The following is a 19,095-nucleotide window of genomic DNA, read 5'->3' as shown; positions in this document are numbered from 1 at the left end:
GCCATTCGACACTTTCGGGGTATTTCAGTTGATAACCGTCACCAAGAGCTTCCGTGTCCGCAGGGCCGCCGCCGTCGCCATGACGACCGGCGCAGTGCTCGCCACCGGAGCTCTCACCGCGGCACCGGCACAGGCCGCGACGGCTCCGACCATCACCGCCAAGAGCGGGTTCGTCATGAACAGCGCGACCGGTACGACCCTGTTCAGCAAGTCCGCGAACACCCACCGCCTGACCGCCTCCACCACGAAGATCATGGCCTTCAAGGTCGTCCTGTCGCAGTCGAACCTGAACCTCGACTCCAAGGTCACGATCAAGAAGGCGTACAGCGACTACATCGTCGCCAAGGGCGCGTCGTCCGCCCGGCTGATCGTCGGTGACAAGGTCACCGTCCGTCAGCTCCTCTACGGGATGATGCTGCCGTCCGGCTGCGACGCCGCGATGGCGCTGGCCGACAAGTACGGGTCCGGCTCGACGGTCTCGGCCCGCACGAAGAACTTCATCTCGAAGATGAACGCCCAGGCCAGGAGCCTCGGCCTGACGAACACGCACTTCGACTCGTTCGACGGCAACAGCAACGGCAACAACTACTCGTCGGCCAAGGACCTGACGGTCCTCGCCCGCAACGTGATGAAGAACTCCACGTTCAAGTCGGTCGTGAAGACCAAGTCGTACACGGCCAAGACGATCACGAAGACCGGCTCCACCCGCACGATGGCCACCTGGAGCAACACGAACACCCTGCTCGGCTGGAACGGCACCCTCGGCGTCAAGACCGGCTCCGGCACCCAGGCGAAGTACTGCCTGGTCTTCGCGGCCACGAAGAACGGCGAGTCCGTCATGGGCGCGGTCCTGACCTCCTCGTCGGCCGCCAACCGCACCAACGACGTCAAGAAGCTCATCAACTACGGCTACGCCAAGATCGGCTGACCCCGACCGCACCGAGAGCCCGCCGCGCGCCGAGCGCGGCGGGCTCTCGTCGTCCTGTTGAACCATTGCCCGGGCGCGGCCCGTTACAGCAGGTACGGTCACCGAACACCCGACCACCCCCCCGCACCAGAACGGCACATCATTTCCATGACAGTTGAGACACACACGGACGCGTCGGCCCCCACCTCCGGCACCGCCGCCAGGCGGTCCCGCCGGCGCGGACGGGCCATCGTGCTGGCGCTGGCCGTCCCCGTCGCCTCGGCCGCCCTGATGATCCCCGCCGCCTTCGCCGCCGACCTCAGCGTCGAGGACCAGCAGATGGTCGCGAACCTGAACACACGCGTCCTGGACGCCCGCCTCGGCGGCAACGTCAGCGGCGTGGTGCTCGACGCCTGGTCCGACACCGCCGTCTGGGACCACAACGGCGCGACCGCGCTGATGCCGGCGTCCAACACCAAGCTCGGCACCGCGACCGCCGCGCTGACCGTGCTCGGCCCCGACCACCGGTTCACCACCAAGGCCGTCCTCGTCAACAACGACACGCTCACCCTCGTCGGCGGCGGCGACCGCTCGCTGACCACCGCGGACCTCACCGCGATGGCGCAGACCGCGGCCGAGTCGCTCAAGATCGCGGGCCTGACCTCCGTGAAGATCGCCGTGGACGACAGCCTCTTCCCGGAGCCGACCCTGGCGAACGGCTGGAACACCGGCTACTACCCGAACGAGATCGCCCCGGTGCGCGCCCTCGTCGTGGACCAGCACGCGGTCCAGGACACCTCGCTGGACGCCGGGCAGGTCTTCGCGAAGCAGCTCGCCGCGGCCGGCATGACCGTCGACGGCTCCGTCACCCGCATCACCGCGAACCCCGACGACGTCGTCGTCGCCGACCACGAGTCGGCGCCGCTGTCGGACCTGGTCCACCACATGATCAAGGTCAGCGACAACAACTACGCCGAGACCCTGCTGCGCATGACGGCGCTGGCCGCCGGCCGCCCGGCCACCTTCGACGGCGGCACGGCGGTCGTGCGCGAGGTGCTGAGCCAGACGTACGGCGTCTCGCTGGACAACTACGAGATCTACGACGGCAGCGGGCTCTCCCGCGCCAACCGCATCCCGGCCGCCGCGCTCGCCGAGATCCTCGAACTGCTGACGGAACCCCGGTACGTCGACACCCTCGGCTCCATCCTCGACGGTCTGCCCGTCTCCGGCGAGGCCGGCAGCACCCTGGGCCCGGAGTGGGGCCGCTTCGACGACGTGTACTCCAGCTGCGCCGTCGGCAAGATCCACGCCAAGACCGGCACGCTCACCGGGGCGATCGCGCTCAGCGGTCTGACCGTCGGCAAGGACGGCCGGTTCAAGGTGTTCTCCTTCGTGGAGAACGGCTCCACGGCGAACGCCAACTCCATCAAGGACGCGATGGACGGCCTGGCGGCGACCGTGAACGGCTGCTACGCCTGATGAACGGCGGGGCCGCGCATCCCGGAGCGGAATGCGCGGCCCCGGATCCGTCACGCCCAGGTGATGAGCTTCTTCGGCTGCTCCAGGATCGCCGCCACGTCCGCGAGGACCTTGGAGCCCAGCTCGCCGTCGACCAGCCGGTGGTCGAAGCTGAGCGCCAGCGTGGTGACCTGACGGGGCTTCACCTTGCCCTTGTGGACCCAGGGCTGGAGCTTGATCGACCCGACCGCGAGGATCGCGGACTCGCCGGGCGGGAGGATCGGGGTGCCGGTGTCGACGCCGAAGACGCCGACGTTGGTGATGGTGAGGGTGCCGCCCTGCATCGCGGCCGGACCGGTCCGGCCCTCCTTCGCCGTCGCCACCAACTCGCCCAGCGCCTCCGACAGTTGCGGAAGGGTCTTGGCGTGGGCGTCCTTGATGTTCGGGACGATCAGACCGCGCGGGGTGGCCGCGGCGATGCCCAGGTTGACGTAGTGCTTGAGCACGATCTCCTGGTTCGCCTCGTCCCAGGAGGCGTTGATGTCGGGGTTGCGCCGGACCGCGACCAGCAGCGCCTTGGCGATCAGCAGCAGGGGGTTCACCCGCAGGCCCGCGAACTCCTTGTCCTGCTTGAGCTCCTCGACCAGCTTGAGCGTGCGGGTCACGTCGACCGTGACGAACTCCGTGACATGCGGCGCCGTGAACGCCGAGCCGACCATCGCCTGGGCGGTGGCCTTGCGGACACCCTTCACCGGGATCCGGGTCTCGCGGGTGGAGTCGTACGACGCCACGGGCGCGGGTGCCGCGGTGCGGACCGGAGCGGAGGCCGGTGCGGGGACTGTGCTCGGAGCCGTGGTCGGAGCTGCGTCCGGGGTGACCGCCGCGTGGACGTCCTCACGCGTGATGGTCCCGTCCGGGCCGGACGGGGTGACCACCGTGAGGTCGACGCCCAGATCCTTGGCGAGCTTGCGCACCGGGGGCTTGGCGAGCGGCCGGGACTTCGCGGCAGCCGGGGGCACGGGCTGGGGCACGGCGGGCCCATGGCCGTTCAGCTCGGTCTGCACCAGCGCCGAGGCCTGCTGGACCGGGACCTCGGGGCCCTTGCGGGGGCGGCGCTTGGTCGAGGAGGCGGCGACGCCGTAGCCGACGAGGACCGGCTGGCGGCCCTCGGGCTTCTTCTCCGGTGCGGCCTCGGGTGCCGGCGCGGCCACGGTGGCCGACTCAGGCGCGGAGGCCGACTCGGGCGCCGGTTCAGGAGCCGCCCCGCCCGCCACGTCCACCGCGATGATCGACGTCCCCACGTCGACCGTCGTGCCCTCGGGGAAGTGCAGGGCGCGGACCACACCGTCGTAGGGGATGGGCAGTTCGACGGCGGCCTTGGCCGTCTCGACCTCGCACACCACCTGGCCGTCCGTCACCGAGTCCCCGGGCTGGACGTACCACTTGAGGATCTCGGCCTCGGTGAGTCCCTCGCCGACGTCCGGCATCTTGAACTCGCGTACGGACGCTTCCGTCATCGTCGTCACGACCCTCTCCTCAGTACGCCAGGGCACGGTCGACGGCGTCGAGCACCCGGTCCAGGCCCGGCAGGTACTCCTCCTCCAGGCGGGCCGGCGGGTAGGGGGCGTGATAGCCGCCGACCCTGAGTACCGGGGCCTCCAGGTGGTAGAAGCAGCGCTCGGTGATACGGGCCGCGATCTCCGCGCCCGAGCCGAAGAACACCGGCGCCTCATGGACCACGACCAGCCTGCGGGTCTTCTCCACCGAGGTCTGGATGGAGTCGAAGTCCAGCGGCGAGATCGAGCGCAGGTCCAGGACCTCCAGCGACCTGCCCTCCTCGGCGGCCGCGTCGGCGACCTCCCGGCAGAGCTTCACCATCGGGCCGTAGGCGACGAGGGTCAGGTCGGTGCCCTCGCGGACCACGCGGGCCTTGTGCAGCGGGCCGGGGATGGCCTCAGTGTTGACCTCGCCCTTGTCCCAGTAACGGCGCTTGGGCTCGAAGAAGATCACCGGGTCGTCGCTCTGGATGGCCTGCTGCATCATCCAGTAGGCGTCGGAGGGGGTGGACGGCGAGACGACCTTGAGGCCCGAGACGTGCGCGAAGAGCGACTCCGGGGACTCGGAGTGATGCTCGACGGCGCCGATGCCGCCGCCGTAGGGGATGCGGACGACGACCGGGAGCTTGACCTTGCCCAGCGAGCGCGCGTGCATCTTCGCGAGCTGGGTGACGATCTGGTCGTAGGCCGGGAAGACGAAGCCGTCGAACTGGATCTCCACGACCGGGCGGTAGCCGCGCAGCGCGAGGCCGATCGCGGCGCCGACGATGCCGGACTCGGCCAGCGGGGTGTCGACGACCCGGCTCTCGCCGAAGTCCTTCTGGAGGCCGTCGGTCACCCGGAAGACACCGCCGAGCTTGCCGACGTCCTCGCCCATGATCAGGACCTTGGGGTCGGAGTCCAGGGCGCGGCGCAGCGATTCGTTGAGCGCCTTGGCGATGGCCAGGTTCTTGATGGCCGCGGTCTCCGCCATGTCAGTGACCCCCCTCATCCGCGAACGACGCCTGGTAGGCGGCGAACTGGGCTCGCTCCTCGTCGACGAGCGCGTGCCCGTCCGCGTAGACGTTCTCGAAGATGGCGAAGCGGTCCGGGTCCGGCATGGCACGGACGACTTCGCGTACTCGCCTGCCCAACGTCTCGGACTCGGCCTCCAGTTCCGCGAAGAATCCCTCGTCCGCGTGGTTTGAGGCCTCCAGGAAACGGCGAAGGCGCAGGATCGGGTCCTTCGCCTCCCATGCCTCGCGCTCCTCGTCGGCCCGGTACTTGCTCGGGTCGTCGGAGGTGGTGTGCGCACCCATCCGGTAGGTGTACGCCTCGACGAGCGTCGGTCCCTCGCCGCCGCGGGCCCGCTCCAGCGCCCACTTCGTCACCGCGAGGCAGGCCAGCACGTCGTTGCCGTCGACGCGGACGCCCGGGAAGCCGTAGCCCTGCGCGCGCTGGTAGAGCGGGACGCGGGTCTGCTTCTCGGTCGGCTCGGAGATCGCCCACTGGTTGTTCTGGCAGAAGAACACGACGGGGGCGTTGTAGACCGCGGAGAAGGTGAACGACTCGGCAACGTCGCCCTGGCTGGACGCGCCGTCGCCGAAGTAGGCGATGACCGCGCTGTCGGCGCCGTCCTTGGTGATGCCCATCGCGTACCCGGTGGCGTGCAGCGTCTGGGAGCCGATGACGATCGTGTAGAGGTGGAAGTTGTTGCTGTTGGGGTCCCAGCCGCCGTTGTTGACGCCCCGGAACATGCCGAGGAGGTTGGTCGGGTCGACCCCGCGGCACCAGGCGACGCCGTGCTCACGGTAGGTGGGGAAGACGTAGTCGTCCTCGCGGGTGGCGCGGCCGGAGCCGATCTGGGCGGCCTCCTGGCCGAGCAGCGAGGCCCACAGGCCCAGCTCGCCCTGGCGCTGCAGGGCGGTGGCCTCGGCGTCGAAGCGACGGGTGAGCACCATGTCGCGGTAGAGACCGCGGAGCTCTTCGGGGGTGATGCCGGCGACGTACTTGTCGTAGGCGGCGTTCTTGACGCGCTTGCCTTCGGGTGTCAGCAGTTGCACGAGCTCGGGCTCGGTGCCCGGCTGCTTCTTCGCGGTCGTGCGCTTGCCGGCCGTGCTCTTGGTACTGGCGCTGCGTCGCGGTGTGCGAGCGGCAGTGCTCTCCACGGTCACGTGTGCTCCTCCGTCGGTCCGGCTACCCGGGTTCGCCGGGTGCCAGTGCGGCTCGCCTGCGGCCGACCGATCGCACGGGGTGGGTGCGATCCGGTCATGACAGGCGGACAGGTGCCCCGGCGAGCGCCCTGCAACTGCCACGTTACCCAGTGCTCCACATTTCTGTGAAACCCCCTCTGACCTGCGATTTTGCTTGGATTTCCAAGTAAATCGGAAAGGCGTCGAAAAGGGTGCTGGTCACAGCCTTGCAGGAGGCCGGAGCAACGGCACGTTATCCCGTCCGACCAGGCCACCGGAAGGGTCTGTGTGTTTGACTTCTGCTGTGTGCGAAGACGGAAAAGTCAGGGCATTTCTCCTCGACGACCATGAGGTCGTCCGGCGGGGCGTCCATGAACTGCTCTCGGCGGAGGACGACATCGAGGTGGTCGGCGAGGCCGGTACGGCCGCCGAGGCGCTGGCGCGGATTCCGGCCACCCGCCCCGACGTGGCGGTGCTCGACGTACGGCTGCCGGACGGCAGCGGGGTCGAGGTCTGCCGTGAGATCCGCTCCGCGGACGACTCGGTGAGGTGCCTGATGCTGACCTCGTTCGCGGACGACGAGGCGCTCTTCGACGCGATCATGGCCGGGGCCTCCGGATACGTCCTCAAGGCGATCCGCGGCGCCGAACTGCTGGACGCCGTCCGGGAGGTCGCCGCGGGCCGGTCCCTGCTGGACCCGGTCGCCACCGCGCGCGTGCTGGAGCGGCTGCGCGACGGCGGCCGCGGACCCGAGGACCCGCTCGCCCACCTCACCGAGCAGGAGCGCCGGATCCTCGACCTGATCGGCGAGGGCCTCACCAACCGCCAGATCGGCGAGCGGCTCCACCTCGCCGAGAAGACGATCAAGAACTATGTATCGGGTTTGCTTTCCAAACTCGGTATGCAGCGGCGCTCCCAGGCGGCCGCCTACGTGGCGCGGCTCCAGGCGGAGAAGCACTGAGCGCGTCGCGCGACCTTTTGCGGAACTTTTGAGGACCTACGTCCCTGTCGCGGGCGGCCGCCCTCCCGCACAGTCGGTCCATGCCCTCCGACGCACCCTCCGACGAACGCCTCGCCGTCGACCTGCTCGCCCGCACCGACTACGGCCGGGTCGCGACCAGCATGCGCGCCCTGCCCTTCCTCGCCTTCGCCCGCCACATCGTGACGGACCGCCGGATCCTGATCCGGATGCCGCGCAGCGTCGGCTGGCACCGGGCGTGCGCCGGGGGCGTGGTGGCCTACGGCTCCGACAACCTCGGCTCGCTGCGCCCGGGGGAGGCGCTGTGGTCCGTACAGGTCGTCGGCGAGTGCACGGCGTACGAGCCGACGGCCGCCGAGATCGAGCGGTTCGGCCCGGCGCCGGAACGGGTCGACGGGGAGCCGTACGAGCCCGTCTATCTGGCCGTCGATCCGCAGTTCGGGACCGTGCACTCGGCGGACGGAGGCCTGGAACGCCACTTCGGTCACCGCACCTGACCGAAAGCGACCACAGGCGACTACGCGTGACTGTGTGTGACAACGCCCAGCTCACAGGCCCGGCTTGTGCCCTAGCATCGGGCGCGTGCCGCGCTCTCCCGTACCACCCCTGATGCCTCACGCGCCCCCGCTGGGCGCCTTACTGAGCCGGTACTCGGCCGGTTCCGCCGTCGCCTGCGACCCCGTCGACCAAGGGCTCCTCAACCGCGGCTACCGGCTGCGCACGACCCGCGGCCACTACTTCCTCAAGCACCACTTCGACCCGGAGACGGCCGATCCCGAGGCGATCGCCCGCCAGCACCGGGCCACCCGGCACCTCGCCGACCTCGGCGTCCCGGTCGCGCCCCCGCTGCCCGCGCGCGACGGCCGTACGGTCGCGGTGATCGGCGGCCACGCCTACGCCCTGCACCCCTGGATCGACGGCCGCCACCGCCACGGCGCCCAGCTGACCACCGCCCAGTGCGAACGGCTCGGAGCGCTGCTGGGACTGGTGCACGCAAGCCTGGAGCGGGTGATGGCGGCCGGCCCACCGGACGCCGGCCCACCGGAGCGGCCTGCGGAGACCGCACACGCGCGTGCCCGTCCCGAGCCGGCCCGCGGCGCCGACCCCGTCGACACCTTCGCCCTCATCGACGACCTCCTCGCGCGCGTGCGCCGGCACCGGCCCGCCGACTCCTTCGACGAGCTGGCCCGCCACCGGCTCCTGGAGCGGCGCGCGCTGCTGGAGCAGCAGGTCGGCAGGCGGCCTCCGCAGGCCGGTCCGGTGGGCTGGGTGCACGGCGACTTCCACCCGTTCAACCTGCTCTACCGGGGCGACGCCCCGGCCGCGATCGTCGACTGGGACCGGCTCGGCGTGCAGCCCCGCGCGGAGGAGGCCGTACGCGCCGCCGCGATCTTCTTCGTACGGCCCGCGGGGACGCTCGACCTGCCGAAGGCGCGGGCGTACGCGCGCGCGTACCGGCGTACCGCGGGCGCCACGCCCTCCGAACTCGCGGCCGCCGTCCACCGGGTGTGGTGGGAACGCCTCAACGACTTCTGGATGCTGCGCTGGCACTACGAACGCGGCGACACCCGCGCGGACCCCCAGTTCCCGGCGGCCTCGGCGCTGGTGGTGTGGTGGACCCGGGAGTACGAGGCGGTGTGCGACGCGTTCGCGGGGTGACGCCGGGTCCGGGAGCCAGGGGGGTCAGCCCTCGCCGTCGTCACCGCCCGTGATGCCCGAGATCGTGCCGCCGTCCGACGTGTCGGTCGACGTGTCCGTCGGCTCGGCCGTGTCCGTTGGCTCGGCGGTCTCCGAGGGCTGGGTCGCCGTCTCCGTCGGCCGGCTCGTGGCCGTCTCCGACTGGGTCGCCGAGGCCGTGTACGACGGCGTATAGGACGGCGTGTAGTCGGAGTTGCCCGAACCCGTGCCGTCGTCCGTGGAGGTGTCGGTGGTCTCCTCGGTCGCCTCGTCGGTCGGACTCTCGCTGGCCGACTGGTCGTCGGTGGTCTGCGAGGTGGTCGGCGAGACCGAGCTGCCGGTGCCGCCGCCGTCGCCGGTGCCGCCGTTGAGCGCGAGCGCCACGCCCGCCGCGACGGCGATCACCGCGAGCACGGCGAGGATCCACAGCTTGCCGCGGCCGCTGCCCCGGTTGCCGTGCCCCTCGAAGCCGCCGTCGTCCCCGCCGCCGTACCCGGTGGGCAGGATCGGCTGCGGGATCTGGGTGGTGCCGGAGGCGTCCGGGTGCGGCAGCACGCTGGTGCTCGCGAAGCCGCCGGACGGGGTCTGCCGCCCGTCGTGCAGATGCACAGGGCCGGTGTTCCAGGTGCCGGTGTGCCCGCCCTGGTCGTACAGCATCTGCAGGCCGTACTGGACGAGCCCGCGCATCTCCTCGGCCGTCTGGAAGCGGTCGTCGGGCTCCTTGGCGAGGGAGCGCATGACGAGGCCGTCGAGCTCCGGCGGCGAGGCGTCGGAGATGCTCGACGGGGGTGTGGGGATGTCCTGGACGTGCTGGTAGACCACCGAGAGCGGGGTCTCGCCGACGAACGGGGGCCTGAGCGCGAGGAGTTCGTAGAGGAGACAGCCCGTCGCGTACAGGTCGGAGCGGTGGTCGACCGCCTTGCCGAGGGCCTGCTCGGGCGAGAGGTACTGCGGGGTGCCCATCACCATGCCGGTCTGGGTCATGGTCGTGGACGCGCCGTGCAGGGCGCGGGCGATGCCGAAGTCCATGACCTTGACGGCGCCGTTGTGGGTGATGATGACGTTCGCGGGCTTGATGTCGCGGTGCACGATGCCGTGCTGGTGCGAGTAGGCGAGCGCCTCCAGGACACCCGAGACGATGATCAGGGCCTGCTCGGGCCCGGGCGCCTCGGCGTTGATCAGCAGATCCCGGATCGTCCGCCCCTCGACGATCTCCATGACGATGTACGGCACGGACTGGCCGCCGACGAAGTCCTCACCGGAGTCGTACACGGCGACGATCGCGTGGTGGTTGAGGCCGGCCACGGACTGGGCCTCGCGCGTGAAGCGGGCCTTGGAGGTCGGGTCCTCGGCGAGGTCGGCACGGAGCAGCTTGACGGCGACCGTACGGCCGAGCCGGACGTCCTCGGCCGCGAAGACCTCCGCCATACCGCCCCGGCCGAGTCTGCGGGTCAGGCGATATCGGCCGTCCCCCACCAGTCCGCCGTTACCCCACAGCTCCGGCGCATCCGACATCCCGCCGCCAGTCGCCTCGGGGTCGGACGGGCCCTGAGCGCGCTGCTGCTGTGCCATCGGTCCTCGCCGTCGTTTCTGCCCGCGGTGCGCGCGGTGTTGTTACGGTCTCCGTCGGCCACGCTACAGGCTTCGCGCAAGCCGCCGGTCCGGGATGAGCCCGGGGACCGGTCCGGGACGGACCGGTCATCAAACCTGTATCGGGTCTCGGCGTGCAAATTCTGTGTACCGGCCGTCGGGCTCCTGTCACGGAAAGGCCACCGGATCCGGTCCCCGGGGACATAGGGCCCCCGTGGCGCGACCAAGCCGTGGCCAAGCTCACACGCTCCGGTACCCGGTAACTCCGTTGGCAACCGCACCCGAAGAAGAACCCGAACGAGCACTTCCGGGACCTTGGCGCGCCCAGCGGAACGGCCCGGCGGCATCCGGCCGCCGGGCCGTGTTCACATCGGTGGTTCCAGCTGCCGGTTCTAGAGGTACGGCCCTCCCGAGCGGCCGCCCGCGCGCGGGTCGAGGCCGTCCTCGTGGCCGCCGACGCCCGGCGGGAGGGCGCGGCGCATCGACTCCAGCTGGGCCCGCGCGGCCATCTGCTGGGCGAACAGGGTGGTCTGGATGCCGTGGAAGAGGCCCTCCAGCCAGCCCACCAACTGGGCCTGCGCGATGCGCAGTTCCGCGTCGCTCGGGGTCGCGTCCTCGTTGAAGGGCAGGGAGAGCCGTTCCAGCTCCTCCACCAGTTCGGGAGCCAGCCCGTCCTCCAGCTCCTTGACCGAGCTGGCGTGGATCTCCTTGAGCCGGGCCCGGCTGGCCTCGTCGAGGGGAGCGGCGCGCACCTCCTCGAGAAGCTGCTTGATCATGCTGCCGATCCGCATGACCTTCGCGGGCTGCTCGACCATCTCCGTGACCGGCACCTCGCGGGAGTCCTCGTCACCCCCGCCGCCCAGCGCCATCCCGTCCTGACCCACGACCAGGATCTGGGGGCTTTCCGGCGAACCTTCGTTCCTCGGCATCTCCATGCCGCCATTCTCTCGCACGCGTACACCTCACCACTGGGGTGCCCCCACCGAACCCTGATCCACCGTTTGCCCGAGAGATCCCCCCGAGAAAGCCACCCGAAATGCCGGGCGCACTCCTGAATGCCAGTCTTGTCCCGTGACTCCCTGGCTGCGGGCGACGGTGCTGGTGTTCGTGGTGGGGGCGGGCGTGTTCCCGGCGGGGGCGGCACCGGCGTACGGCACGGAACGCCAGGAACCGGGGACGGTACGAGCGGGTGGCGGCCACGGATCGCCGATCAGGGGTACGACCGTGCGGGCCGCCCACATCCGGACCGGCGCCGCGTCCGCCGCCCGACCGCGACACCCCGCCCCGAGGTCGGCACCGCCACCGGCCCACGCCCCCTCGCACACCCCTCACTCCGATGCCCTCCGCTCCGCCGCCGCGCCGAACGCGATGCCGCGGCACATCCCGGCGACCCACGACACCCTGCGCCCAAAACTCCTCGGCGCCTTCCCCTACGCCGTCGCACCGGCCCACGGCATCCGGCGCGCCACCCTCCGCTCCACTGCTGTGCCGAACGCGATGCCCGGGCACTCACCGGCTCCGGGCACCCGGCACATCGCCCTTCCCGAGACCTTCGGTCGCCCCTCGCCCCTCGGTTCCCCTTCCGACGGTCCACCGGCCTTCGCCCCGGCTCACCGGCCGGCTGTCCCGCACACCGACGCCACGCCCGCCCAGTCGCCGCGCACCCCCACCACGACAGCGCCCTCTTCCTCCGCGCCTGACGCTCTCCCGCCCTCAGCCCCAGGTCCTCTCCCGCCCCACGGGCCCCAGCACGGCTCCCCCTCGGCCACCGTCCCGCCCCTTCTCGCCGCCCCCGGCCCCCACTCGGCCCACGGCCCCCGGCGCCCTTCCCCCTCGGCCTCCGTCCCGCCCTCCCCCGCCGTCACTCCCTCGCGTGCCGGGAGCAAGGCCGGGGTGGGGCGGGAGCGGCCGGGGCGGCGGGAAGGGGATGCGGACGAGGAGTCCGGGGCCGTGGAACCCGCCGGTACGGCGAGCGCCTCGCCGAGCGGCGAGGTTCCCGACGCCGGCCGGACCGCCGACGCGGCCGTCACCGCCGTACCGGATGATCCGTCGAAGACCGCGCGCCCCGAGGAGCAGGCCGTGTCGCCCTCGCGGGCGCGGCTGCACGTCCTGCCCCTCGGCAGCGGTCTGGTCCTCGTCGGCCTCGGCCTGGGCCTCGGCCTGCTCGCGCTGCGCGTCCGGCGCGGTTAGGGCCTGTCCGGCGGATCATGCCGGCGTCGCGGGGCTGGGCACGCCCGTCTGCCGCGTTGTCGTCGGTCACCGATTGCCCCACGCTCGGCTTCGCTCGCGCGGGTGGACCCCCACCGCCCCGCTCACCTGCACCGGTCAGCACCGCTTCTCGCAACCGGCCCGATCCGCCGGACAGGCCCTGGCGGCATACCCCCTCCGAGCGCCCCGTCACGGCGTGACCAGCAGGACCTTCCCCACGTGCCCGCTCTCCTCCACCACCCGGTGCGCCGCAGCCGCCTCGCTCATCGGGAGCTCCCGGTCGACGACAGGACGCACGTGCCCGGCGTCGAGCAACGGCCACACATGCTCCCGTACGGCCGCCACGATCGCCGCCTTCTCCTCGACCGGCCGCGCCCGCAGCGAGGTCGCGCTGATCGCGGCCCGCTTGGTGAGCAGCGTGGCGATGTTCAGCTCGGCCTTGATCCCGCCCTGCATACCGATGATCGCGAGCCGCCCGTTGACCGCGAGGGCCTGGACGTTGCGGTCGAGGTACTTCGCCCCCATGTTGTCGAGGATGACGTCGGCCCCGGCCCCGTCCGTCGCCTTCCTGACCTCCTCGACGAAGTCCTGCTCCCGGTAGTTGACGAGGATGTCGGCGCCCAGCTCGGCACACCGCTCCAGCTTCTCCTTCGTCCCCGCGGTCACCGCGACCTTCGCGCCGACGGCCTTCGCGAGCTGGATCGCCATCGTGCCGATACCGCTGGATCCGCCGTGCACGAGGAGCGTCTCGCCGGGGCGCAGGTGGGCGACCATGAAGACGTTCGACCAGACCGTGCAGACCACCTCGGGCAGCGCGGCGGCCGTCTTGACGTCAACCCCCCGGGGAACTGGCAGCAACTGCCCGGCGGGAACGGCGACCTTCTCCGCATACCCACCCCCGGCCAGCAACGCACACACCTCGTCCCCGACGGCCCACCCGGACACCCCGGTCCCCACCGCGACAACCCGCCCGGAACACTCCAGCCCGGGGTACGGCGAAGCACCCGGCGGCGGGTTGTAGAACCCCTGCCGCTGCAGAATGTCGGCCCGATTGACGGCCCCGGCGACTACCTCGACCAGCACCTCACCTTCACCAGCGACAGGATCAGGAACCTCGTCCCACACCAACGCCTCAGGCCCACCGGGTTCAGGAATCGTGATCGCATACATGACACCGACGCTACCTGCACCCACTCAGGGGCGCGGGGAACTGCGCGACCAGCCCCCACAAGCCCGCAGCCGACTCACAACCCGACTCCACCCCAAAATTTCACGTGCGGGACCGATGAATCCGAGCGACGGCAAAGGTCTCCCCATGCGTAGCCCAAGCACGCGGAAGGAACCCCATGAGCCAGCCCACCTCACCCCTGGCCATCGAAACGGCCGGCCTGGTGAAAACCTTCGGTGGCACCAGGGCCGTGGACGGAGTGGACCTCGCCGTCCCGGCCGGCACGGTGTACGGCCTCCTCGGCCCCAACGGCGCCGGCAAGACCACCACCGTGAGAATGCTCGCCACCCTCCTCCGCCCCGACGCCGGCGAGGCGCACGTCTTCGGCCACGACATCGTCCGCGAGGCCGACGACGTCCGCGCCCGCGTCAGCCTCACCGGCCAGTACGCCTCCGTAGACGAGGACCTCACCGGTACGGAGAACCTCGTCCTGCTGGGCCGCCTCCTCGGCCACCACAAGAAGGCCGCACGCGAGCGCGCCGGACAGCTCCTGGAGGCCTTCGGTCTCTCCGAGGCCGCCGGGAAACAGGTCAAGCACTACTCCGGCGGCATGCGCCGCCGTATCGACATCGCCGCGTCCATCCTCAACACCCCCGACCTGCTCTTCCTCGACGAGCCGACGACCGGCCTGGACCCCCGCTCCCGCAACCAGGTGTGGGACATCGTGCGCGCGGTCGTCGCCCAGGGCACCACCGTGCTGCTGACCACGCAGTACCTCGACGAGGCCGACCAGCTGGCCTCCCGGATCGCCGTCATCGACCACGGCCGGGTGATCGCCGAGGGCACGAAGGGCGAGCTGAAGGCGTCCGTGGGCGCCGGGACCGTCCATCTGCGACTGCGCGACGGCGGCCGGCGGCCCGAGGCGGCGGAGATCCTACGACGGTCCCTGGACGCCCAGGTGCAGCTGGAACCGGACGCGGTCGCGCTGACGGCCCGGCTCGGGTCGGCGGCCAGTGACACGGCGGCCGAGCAGGCCTCCCGCGCGCTGGCCGAACTCGCCCGCACCGGCATCGTCGTGGACAACTTCTCGCTGGGGCAGCCCAGCCTGGACGAGGTGTTCCTCGCCCTCACCGGACACCCCACCGACGACACCGACGCCGAGGAGATGGCGGCATGAGCACCGTGACCCAGACCGAGACGAAGGACCTCGCTCCCGTCAGCGCCGAATCGCTCGCCGCGCTGCTGGTGACCGGGGAACGTCCGCCACGGCCCAGCGCGCTCTCCGCCTCCCTCACCTTCGGCTGGCGGGCGATCCTCAAGATCAAGCACGTCCCGGAGCAGCTCTTCGACGTGACCGCGTTCCCGATCATGATGGTGCTGATGTACACGTACCTCTTCGGGGGCGCCCTGGCCGGGTCGCCGAAGGAGTACATCCAGTTCCTGCTGCCGGGCATCCTGGTGATGTCGGTCGTGATGATCACGATGTACACCGGTGTCTCGGTCAACACCGACATCGAGAAGGGCGTCTTCGACCGCTTCCGCTCGCTGCCGATCTGGCGGCCGTCGACGATGGTCGGCTATCTCCTCGGCGACGCCCTGCGCTACACCATCGCCTCCGTCGTGATGCTGACCGTCGGCATCATCCTCGGCTACCGCCCGGACGGCGGCTTCGGTGGTGTGCTGGCCGGGATCGCCCTGCTGGTCGCCTTCTCGTTCGCGTTCTCGTGGATCTGGACGATGTTCGGGCTGCTGCTGCGCACCGAGAAGTCGGTCATGGGCGTCAGCATGATGGTGATCTTCCCGCTGACCTTCCTGTCCAACGTCTTCGTCGACCCGCGCACGATGCCCGGCTGGCTCCAGGCCTTCGTCAACAACAGCCCGGTCACCCATCTCGCCTCGGCCGTGCGCGGACTGATGGCGGGCGACTGGCCGGCCGACGAGATCGCCTGGTCGCTCGGCTGGGCGGGCCTGTTCGTCGCGGTCTTCGGGCCGGTCACCATGCGGCTCTACAACCGCAAGTGATCAGTCCTGGCGCAGCGGGCGGACGTCGGGTGCCACCTGGGTGCCCGGCGTCGCCCGCACGATCGTGATCAGCCGGTCCGTCAGCTCCAGCGTCCCGACCGCCGGATCGTCGTAGCCGAGCACGCGGTGCCCGCGTACGACGCTCACCACCAGGTCGTCCGTCTCGCGCGGCCTGCGTCCCACCTCGGCCTTGACCACCGGGCGTTCCACGATGTCCAGCCCGCTGCCCTGCTGGATCAGGTCCTCCATCACCATGCCGGCCGCGGGGCTGAGCACCGACAGTCCGAGCAGCCGTCCGGCCGCACTGGCGCTGGTGATGACCGCGTCGGCGCCGGACTGCTTGAGCAGCGGAGCGTTCTCCTCCTCGCGCACGGCGACCACGATCTTGGCGGCCTTGTTGAGCTGCCTGGCCGTCAGCGTCACCAGCACGGCGGTGTCGTCGCGCTGGGTCGCGATGATGATCTGCCGCGCCTTGTGCACCTCGGCCCGCTTGAGCACCTCGCTGCGGGTCGCGTCTCCTATGATCCCGGCGTAGCCGTCGGCGGTGGCCGCGTCGATCACCTTGCTGCTGGGATCGACCACCACGACCTGCTCCTTCTTCAGCCCCGTCACACAGACGGTCTGGATCGCCGACCGGCCCTTCGTGCCGAAGCCGACGACGACGGTGTGGTCGCGCAAGGTGGACCTCCAGCGGGTCAGACGCCATTCCTCCCGGGTGCGTTCGGTGAGGACCTCCAGCGTGGTGCCGACCAGGACGATCAGGAACAGCACGCGCAGCGGTGTGATGACGAAGATGTTGGTGAGCCGGGCGGCGTCGCTGACCGGGGTGATGTCGCCGTATCCGGTGGTGGAGAGGGTGACGGTCGCGTAGTAGAAGGCGTCAAGGAGGTCGACGGAGCCGTCGGAGTTGTCGTTGTAGCCGTCATGGTCGGCATAGACGATCAACGCGGTCGCGGCCAGCAGGAACAACGCCACCATCACCCGCTTGGCGACCTGCCGGAAGGGATGCTCCACGATCTTGCGCGGCAGCTTCACCTTGTGGGTCACGAGATGCTCGTCCGCCTGCCGGGCCATCGCGTCCTGGCGCGGAAGTTTCACGTGAAACACACCCCGATCCCGGCGGACGCCCAGGGCAGATCGAGCAGTTCGGCCTCTTCACCGGGCTGCACCCCACCGGGCGGTACGACGGCCAGGGCGTCGGCGGCCGCGATGCCCCGCAGCATGGCCGGACCGTTGTAGTGCAGCGGCACGGCACCGTCGCCGTGCAGCACGACCGGCACGAGCCGGGTGTCGTACGGGTGACCGTGGGCCTCGTCGCGCAGCGGCAGCTCGTACGGCTCCTGGGCCGGGCGGGCGGCGAGGGTGCGCAGCAGCGGCTCGGCGAGCGTGAGCAGGCCGGAGACGGCGGCGAGCGGGTTGCCCGGCAGCCCGACGAGGTGCTGATTCTCCTTGGTGCGGGCCAGCAGCATCGGGTGGCCGGGGCGCACCTTCACGCCGTCCACGAGGAGTTCGGCGCCGATCCGCCGGAGCGTGGGGTGGACGTGGTCCACGGGCCCGGCCGCGGTGCCGCCGGTCGTGACGATCACGTCGGCGGTGGAGCCGGTGACCGCCCGGTGCAGGGCCTCGGCGTCGTCGCCGATCCGGCGCACCGCGATGACCTCGGCACCGAGCGCGCGCAGCCACGGCGGCAGCATCGGACCGAGCGCGTCCCGGATCAGCCCGCCGCGCGGGGTGCCCTCGGTGAGCAGCTCGTCGCCGAGGACGAGGACCTCCACACGCGGAAGGGGTACGGCGGCCAGGGTGTCGTACCCGGCGGCCGCCGCGAGGCCGAGCACCGCCGGGGTGACGAGGGTGCCGGCGGGCAGCAACTGGTCGCCGCTGCGGCACTCCTGGCCCCGCGGGCGGATGTCCTGGCCGTGCACGACCTCCCGGGTGGGGTGCAGTCGGCCCTTCTCGTCGCTACGGCCGTGCTCGCTGCGCAGGACCGCGGTGGTGTCCGGGGGGATGCGGGCGCCGGTGGCGATCCGGGCCGCCTCGCCGTCGCCGAGCGGCGCGGGCTCCGCGTGCCCGGCCAGCACGCCCTCCTCCCGTACGGCCCAGGGGCCGGGACCCGCGACGGCCCAGCCGTCCATCGCCGAGGTGTCGAAGGAGGGGAGGTCGGTGAGGGCGGGGAGGGGCAGGGCGAGGGTGAGGCCGAGCGCGTCGTCGAGCCGTACGGAAACGGGGGTACGGCCGCCGCGGGTGACGGTGCGGGCGGCCCGGGCGGCGATCGTGCGGGCCTCGGGCCAGGTGGTGGCGCGGTGGTGGGTGTCGGGCGCCCGCTCCATGGGTGCGGGGTCCTGGTGACCGGCGGGCCCGGACCTCGGGTGGCCGTGGTCTTCCTTCACGAGGGCCAGCGCCTCCTCGACGTCGAACTCGTCGGCGTCCGACGCGTTCCCGGCGTGTTCGCCGGCCCGGGTGCCGGGGGCGGTCATCCGGCGTCCGGCTTGTCGGCGGTGTCCTCGTCCGCCCAGCGCAGGGCGAGGGCGGCGGCCTTGCGGGAGGCCTCGGCGACGGCCTCGGGGCCGCCACCGGCCCGCGCGGCCGCGTAGCCGACGAGGAAGGTGGTCAGGGGGGCCGCGGGCCGGGCCACACCGTGGGCGGCGTCCCGGGCGAGGTCGAGCAGGACGCCGGTGTCGACGTCCAGGTCGATGCCCAGCTCGTCCTTGACTGCGGAAATCCATTCATCCAACACGTGCCCATGCTCCCTGATGCGTGCCCTGGCGGTGGCGATGTCGTCCCAGGTGTCGCAGTCGAAGGCCGCGACGGGATCGGGGACGCGGACGAGGTCGAGCCCGGCGGTGAGCCGGCGGAGGGGGAGGCCGTCGAGATCCCCGTGTTCCTCGGTGAGGACGGTCAGTTCGCGGTGCAGCGCCTCCGTGCGGTACGCGGCGACGAGGGGCTGGTCACGGCCGTCGGCATCGGTGAGGAGGGCGCCGTCCGCGCCGCTCGCGCCCAGCAGGCTCCTCACCGTCGCCGCCTCCAGGAACGGCAGGTCGGCGGAGAGGACCACCACCCGGTCGGCCGTGGTGTGCGCCAGCCCCGCGGCGAGCGCGGCGACCGGGCCCCCTCCGGGCGGGTCCTCGCGGGCCCACCGGACGGGCCTGGCCGTGGGGCGGGGCTCGGCGACGACCACGCTCACGCGCGCGTCGGCGCACGCGGCGAGCACCCGGTCGAGGAGCGCCCGCCCGCCGACCCGCACCGCGGGCTTGTCGGCGCCGCCGAGCCGCCGGGCGGCACCCCCGGCGAGCACGACGACGTCGTACGCCGGGTCGGCGCCGGGCGGGTCCGGGGGCGCGTACGAGCTCACCCCCCGAGTA

The 19,095-nt window shown here is 71.5% G+C and carries 17 protein-coding genes; 8 read left to right on the top strand and 9 right to left on the bottom strand.

The features are described 5' to 3' along the window. The first annotated feature begins 79 nt into the window (after positions 1-79). Both ABZ896_RS18085 and dacB read left to right on the top strand, forming a co-directional pair. Positions 80-928: a serine hydrolase gene (locus tag ABZ896_RS18085; protein ID WP_360929381.1), complete on the top strand. Its 849-nt coding sequence runs from the start codon at positions 80-82 to the stop codon at positions 926-928. 147 nt (positions 929-1,075) lie between these two features. Then, on the top strand, positions 1,076-2,386 hold the full coding sequence (gene dacB, locus ABZ896_RS18080) for a D-alanyl-D-alanine carboxypeptidase/D-alanyl-D-alanine-endopeptidase (RefSeq protein ID WP_360929293.1): 1,311 nt from the start codon (positions 1,076-1,078) through the stop codon (positions 2,384-2,386). A 50-nt stretch (positions 2,387-2,436) separates the two neighbouring features. Here the strand turns inward: dacB and ABZ896_RS18075 are convergent, their stop codons facing one another. Genes ABZ896_RS18075 through pdhA form a run of 3 tightly spaced genes read right to left on the bottom strand, consistent with a single transcriptional unit; the run spans position 2,437 to position 6,074 of the window. Next, the gene (locus ABZ896_RS18075) at positions 2,437-3,891 is read right to left on the bottom strand and encodes a dihydrolipoamide acetyltransferase family protein (RefSeq protein WP_360929290.1); all 1,455 of its coding nucleotides are present in this window, start codon (positions 3,889-3,891) and stop codon (positions 2,437-2,439) included. A gap of 10 nt (positions 3,892-3,901) precedes the next feature. Then, the gene (locus ABZ896_RS18070) at positions 3,902-4,894 is read right to left on the bottom strand and encodes an alpha-ketoacid dehydrogenase subunit beta (RefSeq protein WP_360929287.1); all 993 of its coding nucleotides are present in this window, start codon (positions 4,892-4,894) and stop codon (positions 3,902-3,904) included. Between the two features lies 1 nt (position 4,895). After that, positions 4,896-6,074, bottom strand: coding sequence for a pyruvate dehydrogenase (acetyl-transferring) E1 component subunit alpha (gene pdhA, locus ABZ896_RS18065; protein ID WP_360929284.1), 1,179 nt, complete (start codon positions 6,072-6,074; stop codon positions 4,896-4,898). Positions 6,075-6,396: 322 nt separating this feature from the next. Here pdhA and ABZ896_RS18060 point away from each other — a divergent pair, with 322 nt between their 5' ends. The 3 genes from ABZ896_RS18060 to ABZ896_RS18050 all read left to right on the top strand — a co-directional run bounded on the left by ABZ896_RS18060 (position 6,397) and on the right by ABZ896_RS18050 (position 8,730). Further along, entirely contained in the window at positions 6,397-7,053 is a 657-nt protein-coding gene (locus ABZ896_RS18060; RefSeq protein ID WP_360929281.1) for a response regulator transcription factor, read from the top strand. Between the two features lie 80 nt (positions 7,054-7,133). Continuing rightward, the gene (locus tag ABZ896_RS18055) at positions 7,134-7,568 is read left to right on the top strand and encodes a pyridoxamine 5'-phosphate oxidase family protein (protein ID WP_360929278.1); all 435 of its coding nucleotides are present in this window, start codon (positions 7,134-7,136) and stop codon (positions 7,566-7,568) included. 112 nt (positions 7,569-7,680) lie between these two features. After that, positions 7,681-8,730 (top strand): phosphotransferase, encoded by a 1,050-nt coding sequence (locus ABZ896_RS18050; RefSeq protein WP_360929378.1) that lies wholly within the window; start codon positions 7,681-7,683, stop codon positions 8,728-8,730. Between the two features lie 24 nt (positions 8,731-8,754). Here the strand turns inward: ABZ896_RS18050 and ABZ896_RS18045 are convergent, their stop codons facing one another. Beyond that, entirely contained in the window at positions 8,755-10,320 is a 1,566-nt protein-coding gene (locus tag ABZ896_RS18045; protein WP_360929275.1) for a protein kinase, read from the bottom strand. Between the two features lie 410 nt (positions 10,321-10,730). Then, entirely contained in the window at positions 10,731-11,273 is a 543-nt protein-coding gene (locus ABZ896_RS18040) for a bacterial proteasome activator family protein (protein WP_360929272.1), read from the bottom strand. A 136-nt stretch (positions 11,274-11,409) separates the two neighbouring features. Here ABZ896_RS18040 and ABZ896_RS18035 point away from each other — a divergent pair, with 136 nt between their 5' ends. Then, the gene (locus ABZ896_RS18035; RefSeq protein WP_360929269.1) at positions 11,410-12,528 is read left to right on the top strand and encodes a hypothetical protein; all 1,119 of its coding nucleotides are present in this window, start codon (positions 11,410-11,412) and stop codon (positions 12,526-12,528) included. Between the two features lie 207 nt (positions 12,529-12,735). Here the strand turns inward: ABZ896_RS18035 and ABZ896_RS18030 are convergent, their stop codons facing one another. Next, entirely contained in the window at positions 12,736-13,716 is a 981-nt protein-coding gene (locus tag ABZ896_RS18030; protein WP_360929266.1) for an NAD(P)H-quinone oxidoreductase, read from the bottom strand. Between the two features lie 176 nt (positions 13,717-13,892). Here ABZ896_RS18030 and ABZ896_RS18025 point away from each other — a divergent pair, with 176 nt between their 5' ends. Both ABZ896_RS18025 and ABZ896_RS18020 read left to right on the top strand, forming a co-directional pair. After that, complete coding sequence (locus ABZ896_RS18025; protein ID WP_360929263.1) at positions 13,893-14,891, top strand: ATP-binding cassette domain-containing protein; 999 nt, start codon at positions 13,893-13,895, stop codon at positions 14,889-14,891. Beyond that, the gene (locus ABZ896_RS18020; protein ID WP_360929260.1) at positions 14,888-15,736 is read left to right on the top strand and encodes an ABC transporter permease; all 849 of its coding nucleotides are present in this window, start codon (positions 14,888-14,890) and stop codon (positions 15,734-15,736) included. Before ABZ896_RS18025 ends, ABZ896_RS18020 begins: the two co-directional genes overlap by 4 nt. Here ABZ896_RS18020 and ABZ896_RS18015 read toward each other — a convergent pair whose 3' ends face one another. Genes ABZ896_RS18015 through ABZ896_RS18005 form a run of 3 tightly spaced genes read right to left on the bottom strand, consistent with a single transcriptional unit; the run spans position 15,737 to position 19,085 of the window. Further along, on the bottom strand, positions 15,737-16,843 hold the full coding sequence (locus ABZ896_RS18015; RefSeq protein WP_360929257.1) for a potassium channel family protein: 1,107 nt from the start codon (positions 16,841-16,843) through the stop codon (positions 15,737-15,739). After that, the gene (locus tag ABZ896_RS18010) at positions 16,831-18,210 is read right to left on the bottom strand and encodes a molybdopterin molybdotransferase MoeA (protein WP_360929255.1); all 1,380 of its coding nucleotides are present in this window, start codon (positions 18,208-18,210) and stop codon (positions 16,831-16,833) included. The genes ABZ896_RS18015 and ABZ896_RS18010 overlap by 13 nt, the downstream gene beginning before the upstream one ends. After that, on the bottom strand, positions 18,207-19,085 hold the full coding sequence (locus ABZ896_RS18005; protein ID WP_360929252.1) for an NTP transferase domain-containing protein: 879 nt from the start codon (positions 19,083-19,085) through the stop codon (positions 18,207-18,209). Before ABZ896_RS18005 ends, ABZ896_RS18010 begins: the two co-directional genes overlap by 4 nt. Between the last annotated feature and the right edge of the window lie 10 nt (positions 19,086-19,095).

The sequence above is a fragment of the Streptomyces sp. NPDC047072 genome (assembly GCF_040643855.1).
In the GTDB taxonomy this organism is placed as follows: Bacteria; Actinomycetota; Actinomycetes; order Streptomycetales; family Streptomycetaceae; genus Streptomyces.
The sequence above is the reverse complement of the archived record's forward strand: the minus strand, read 5'-3'. Positions and strand labels throughout refer to the sequence as shown.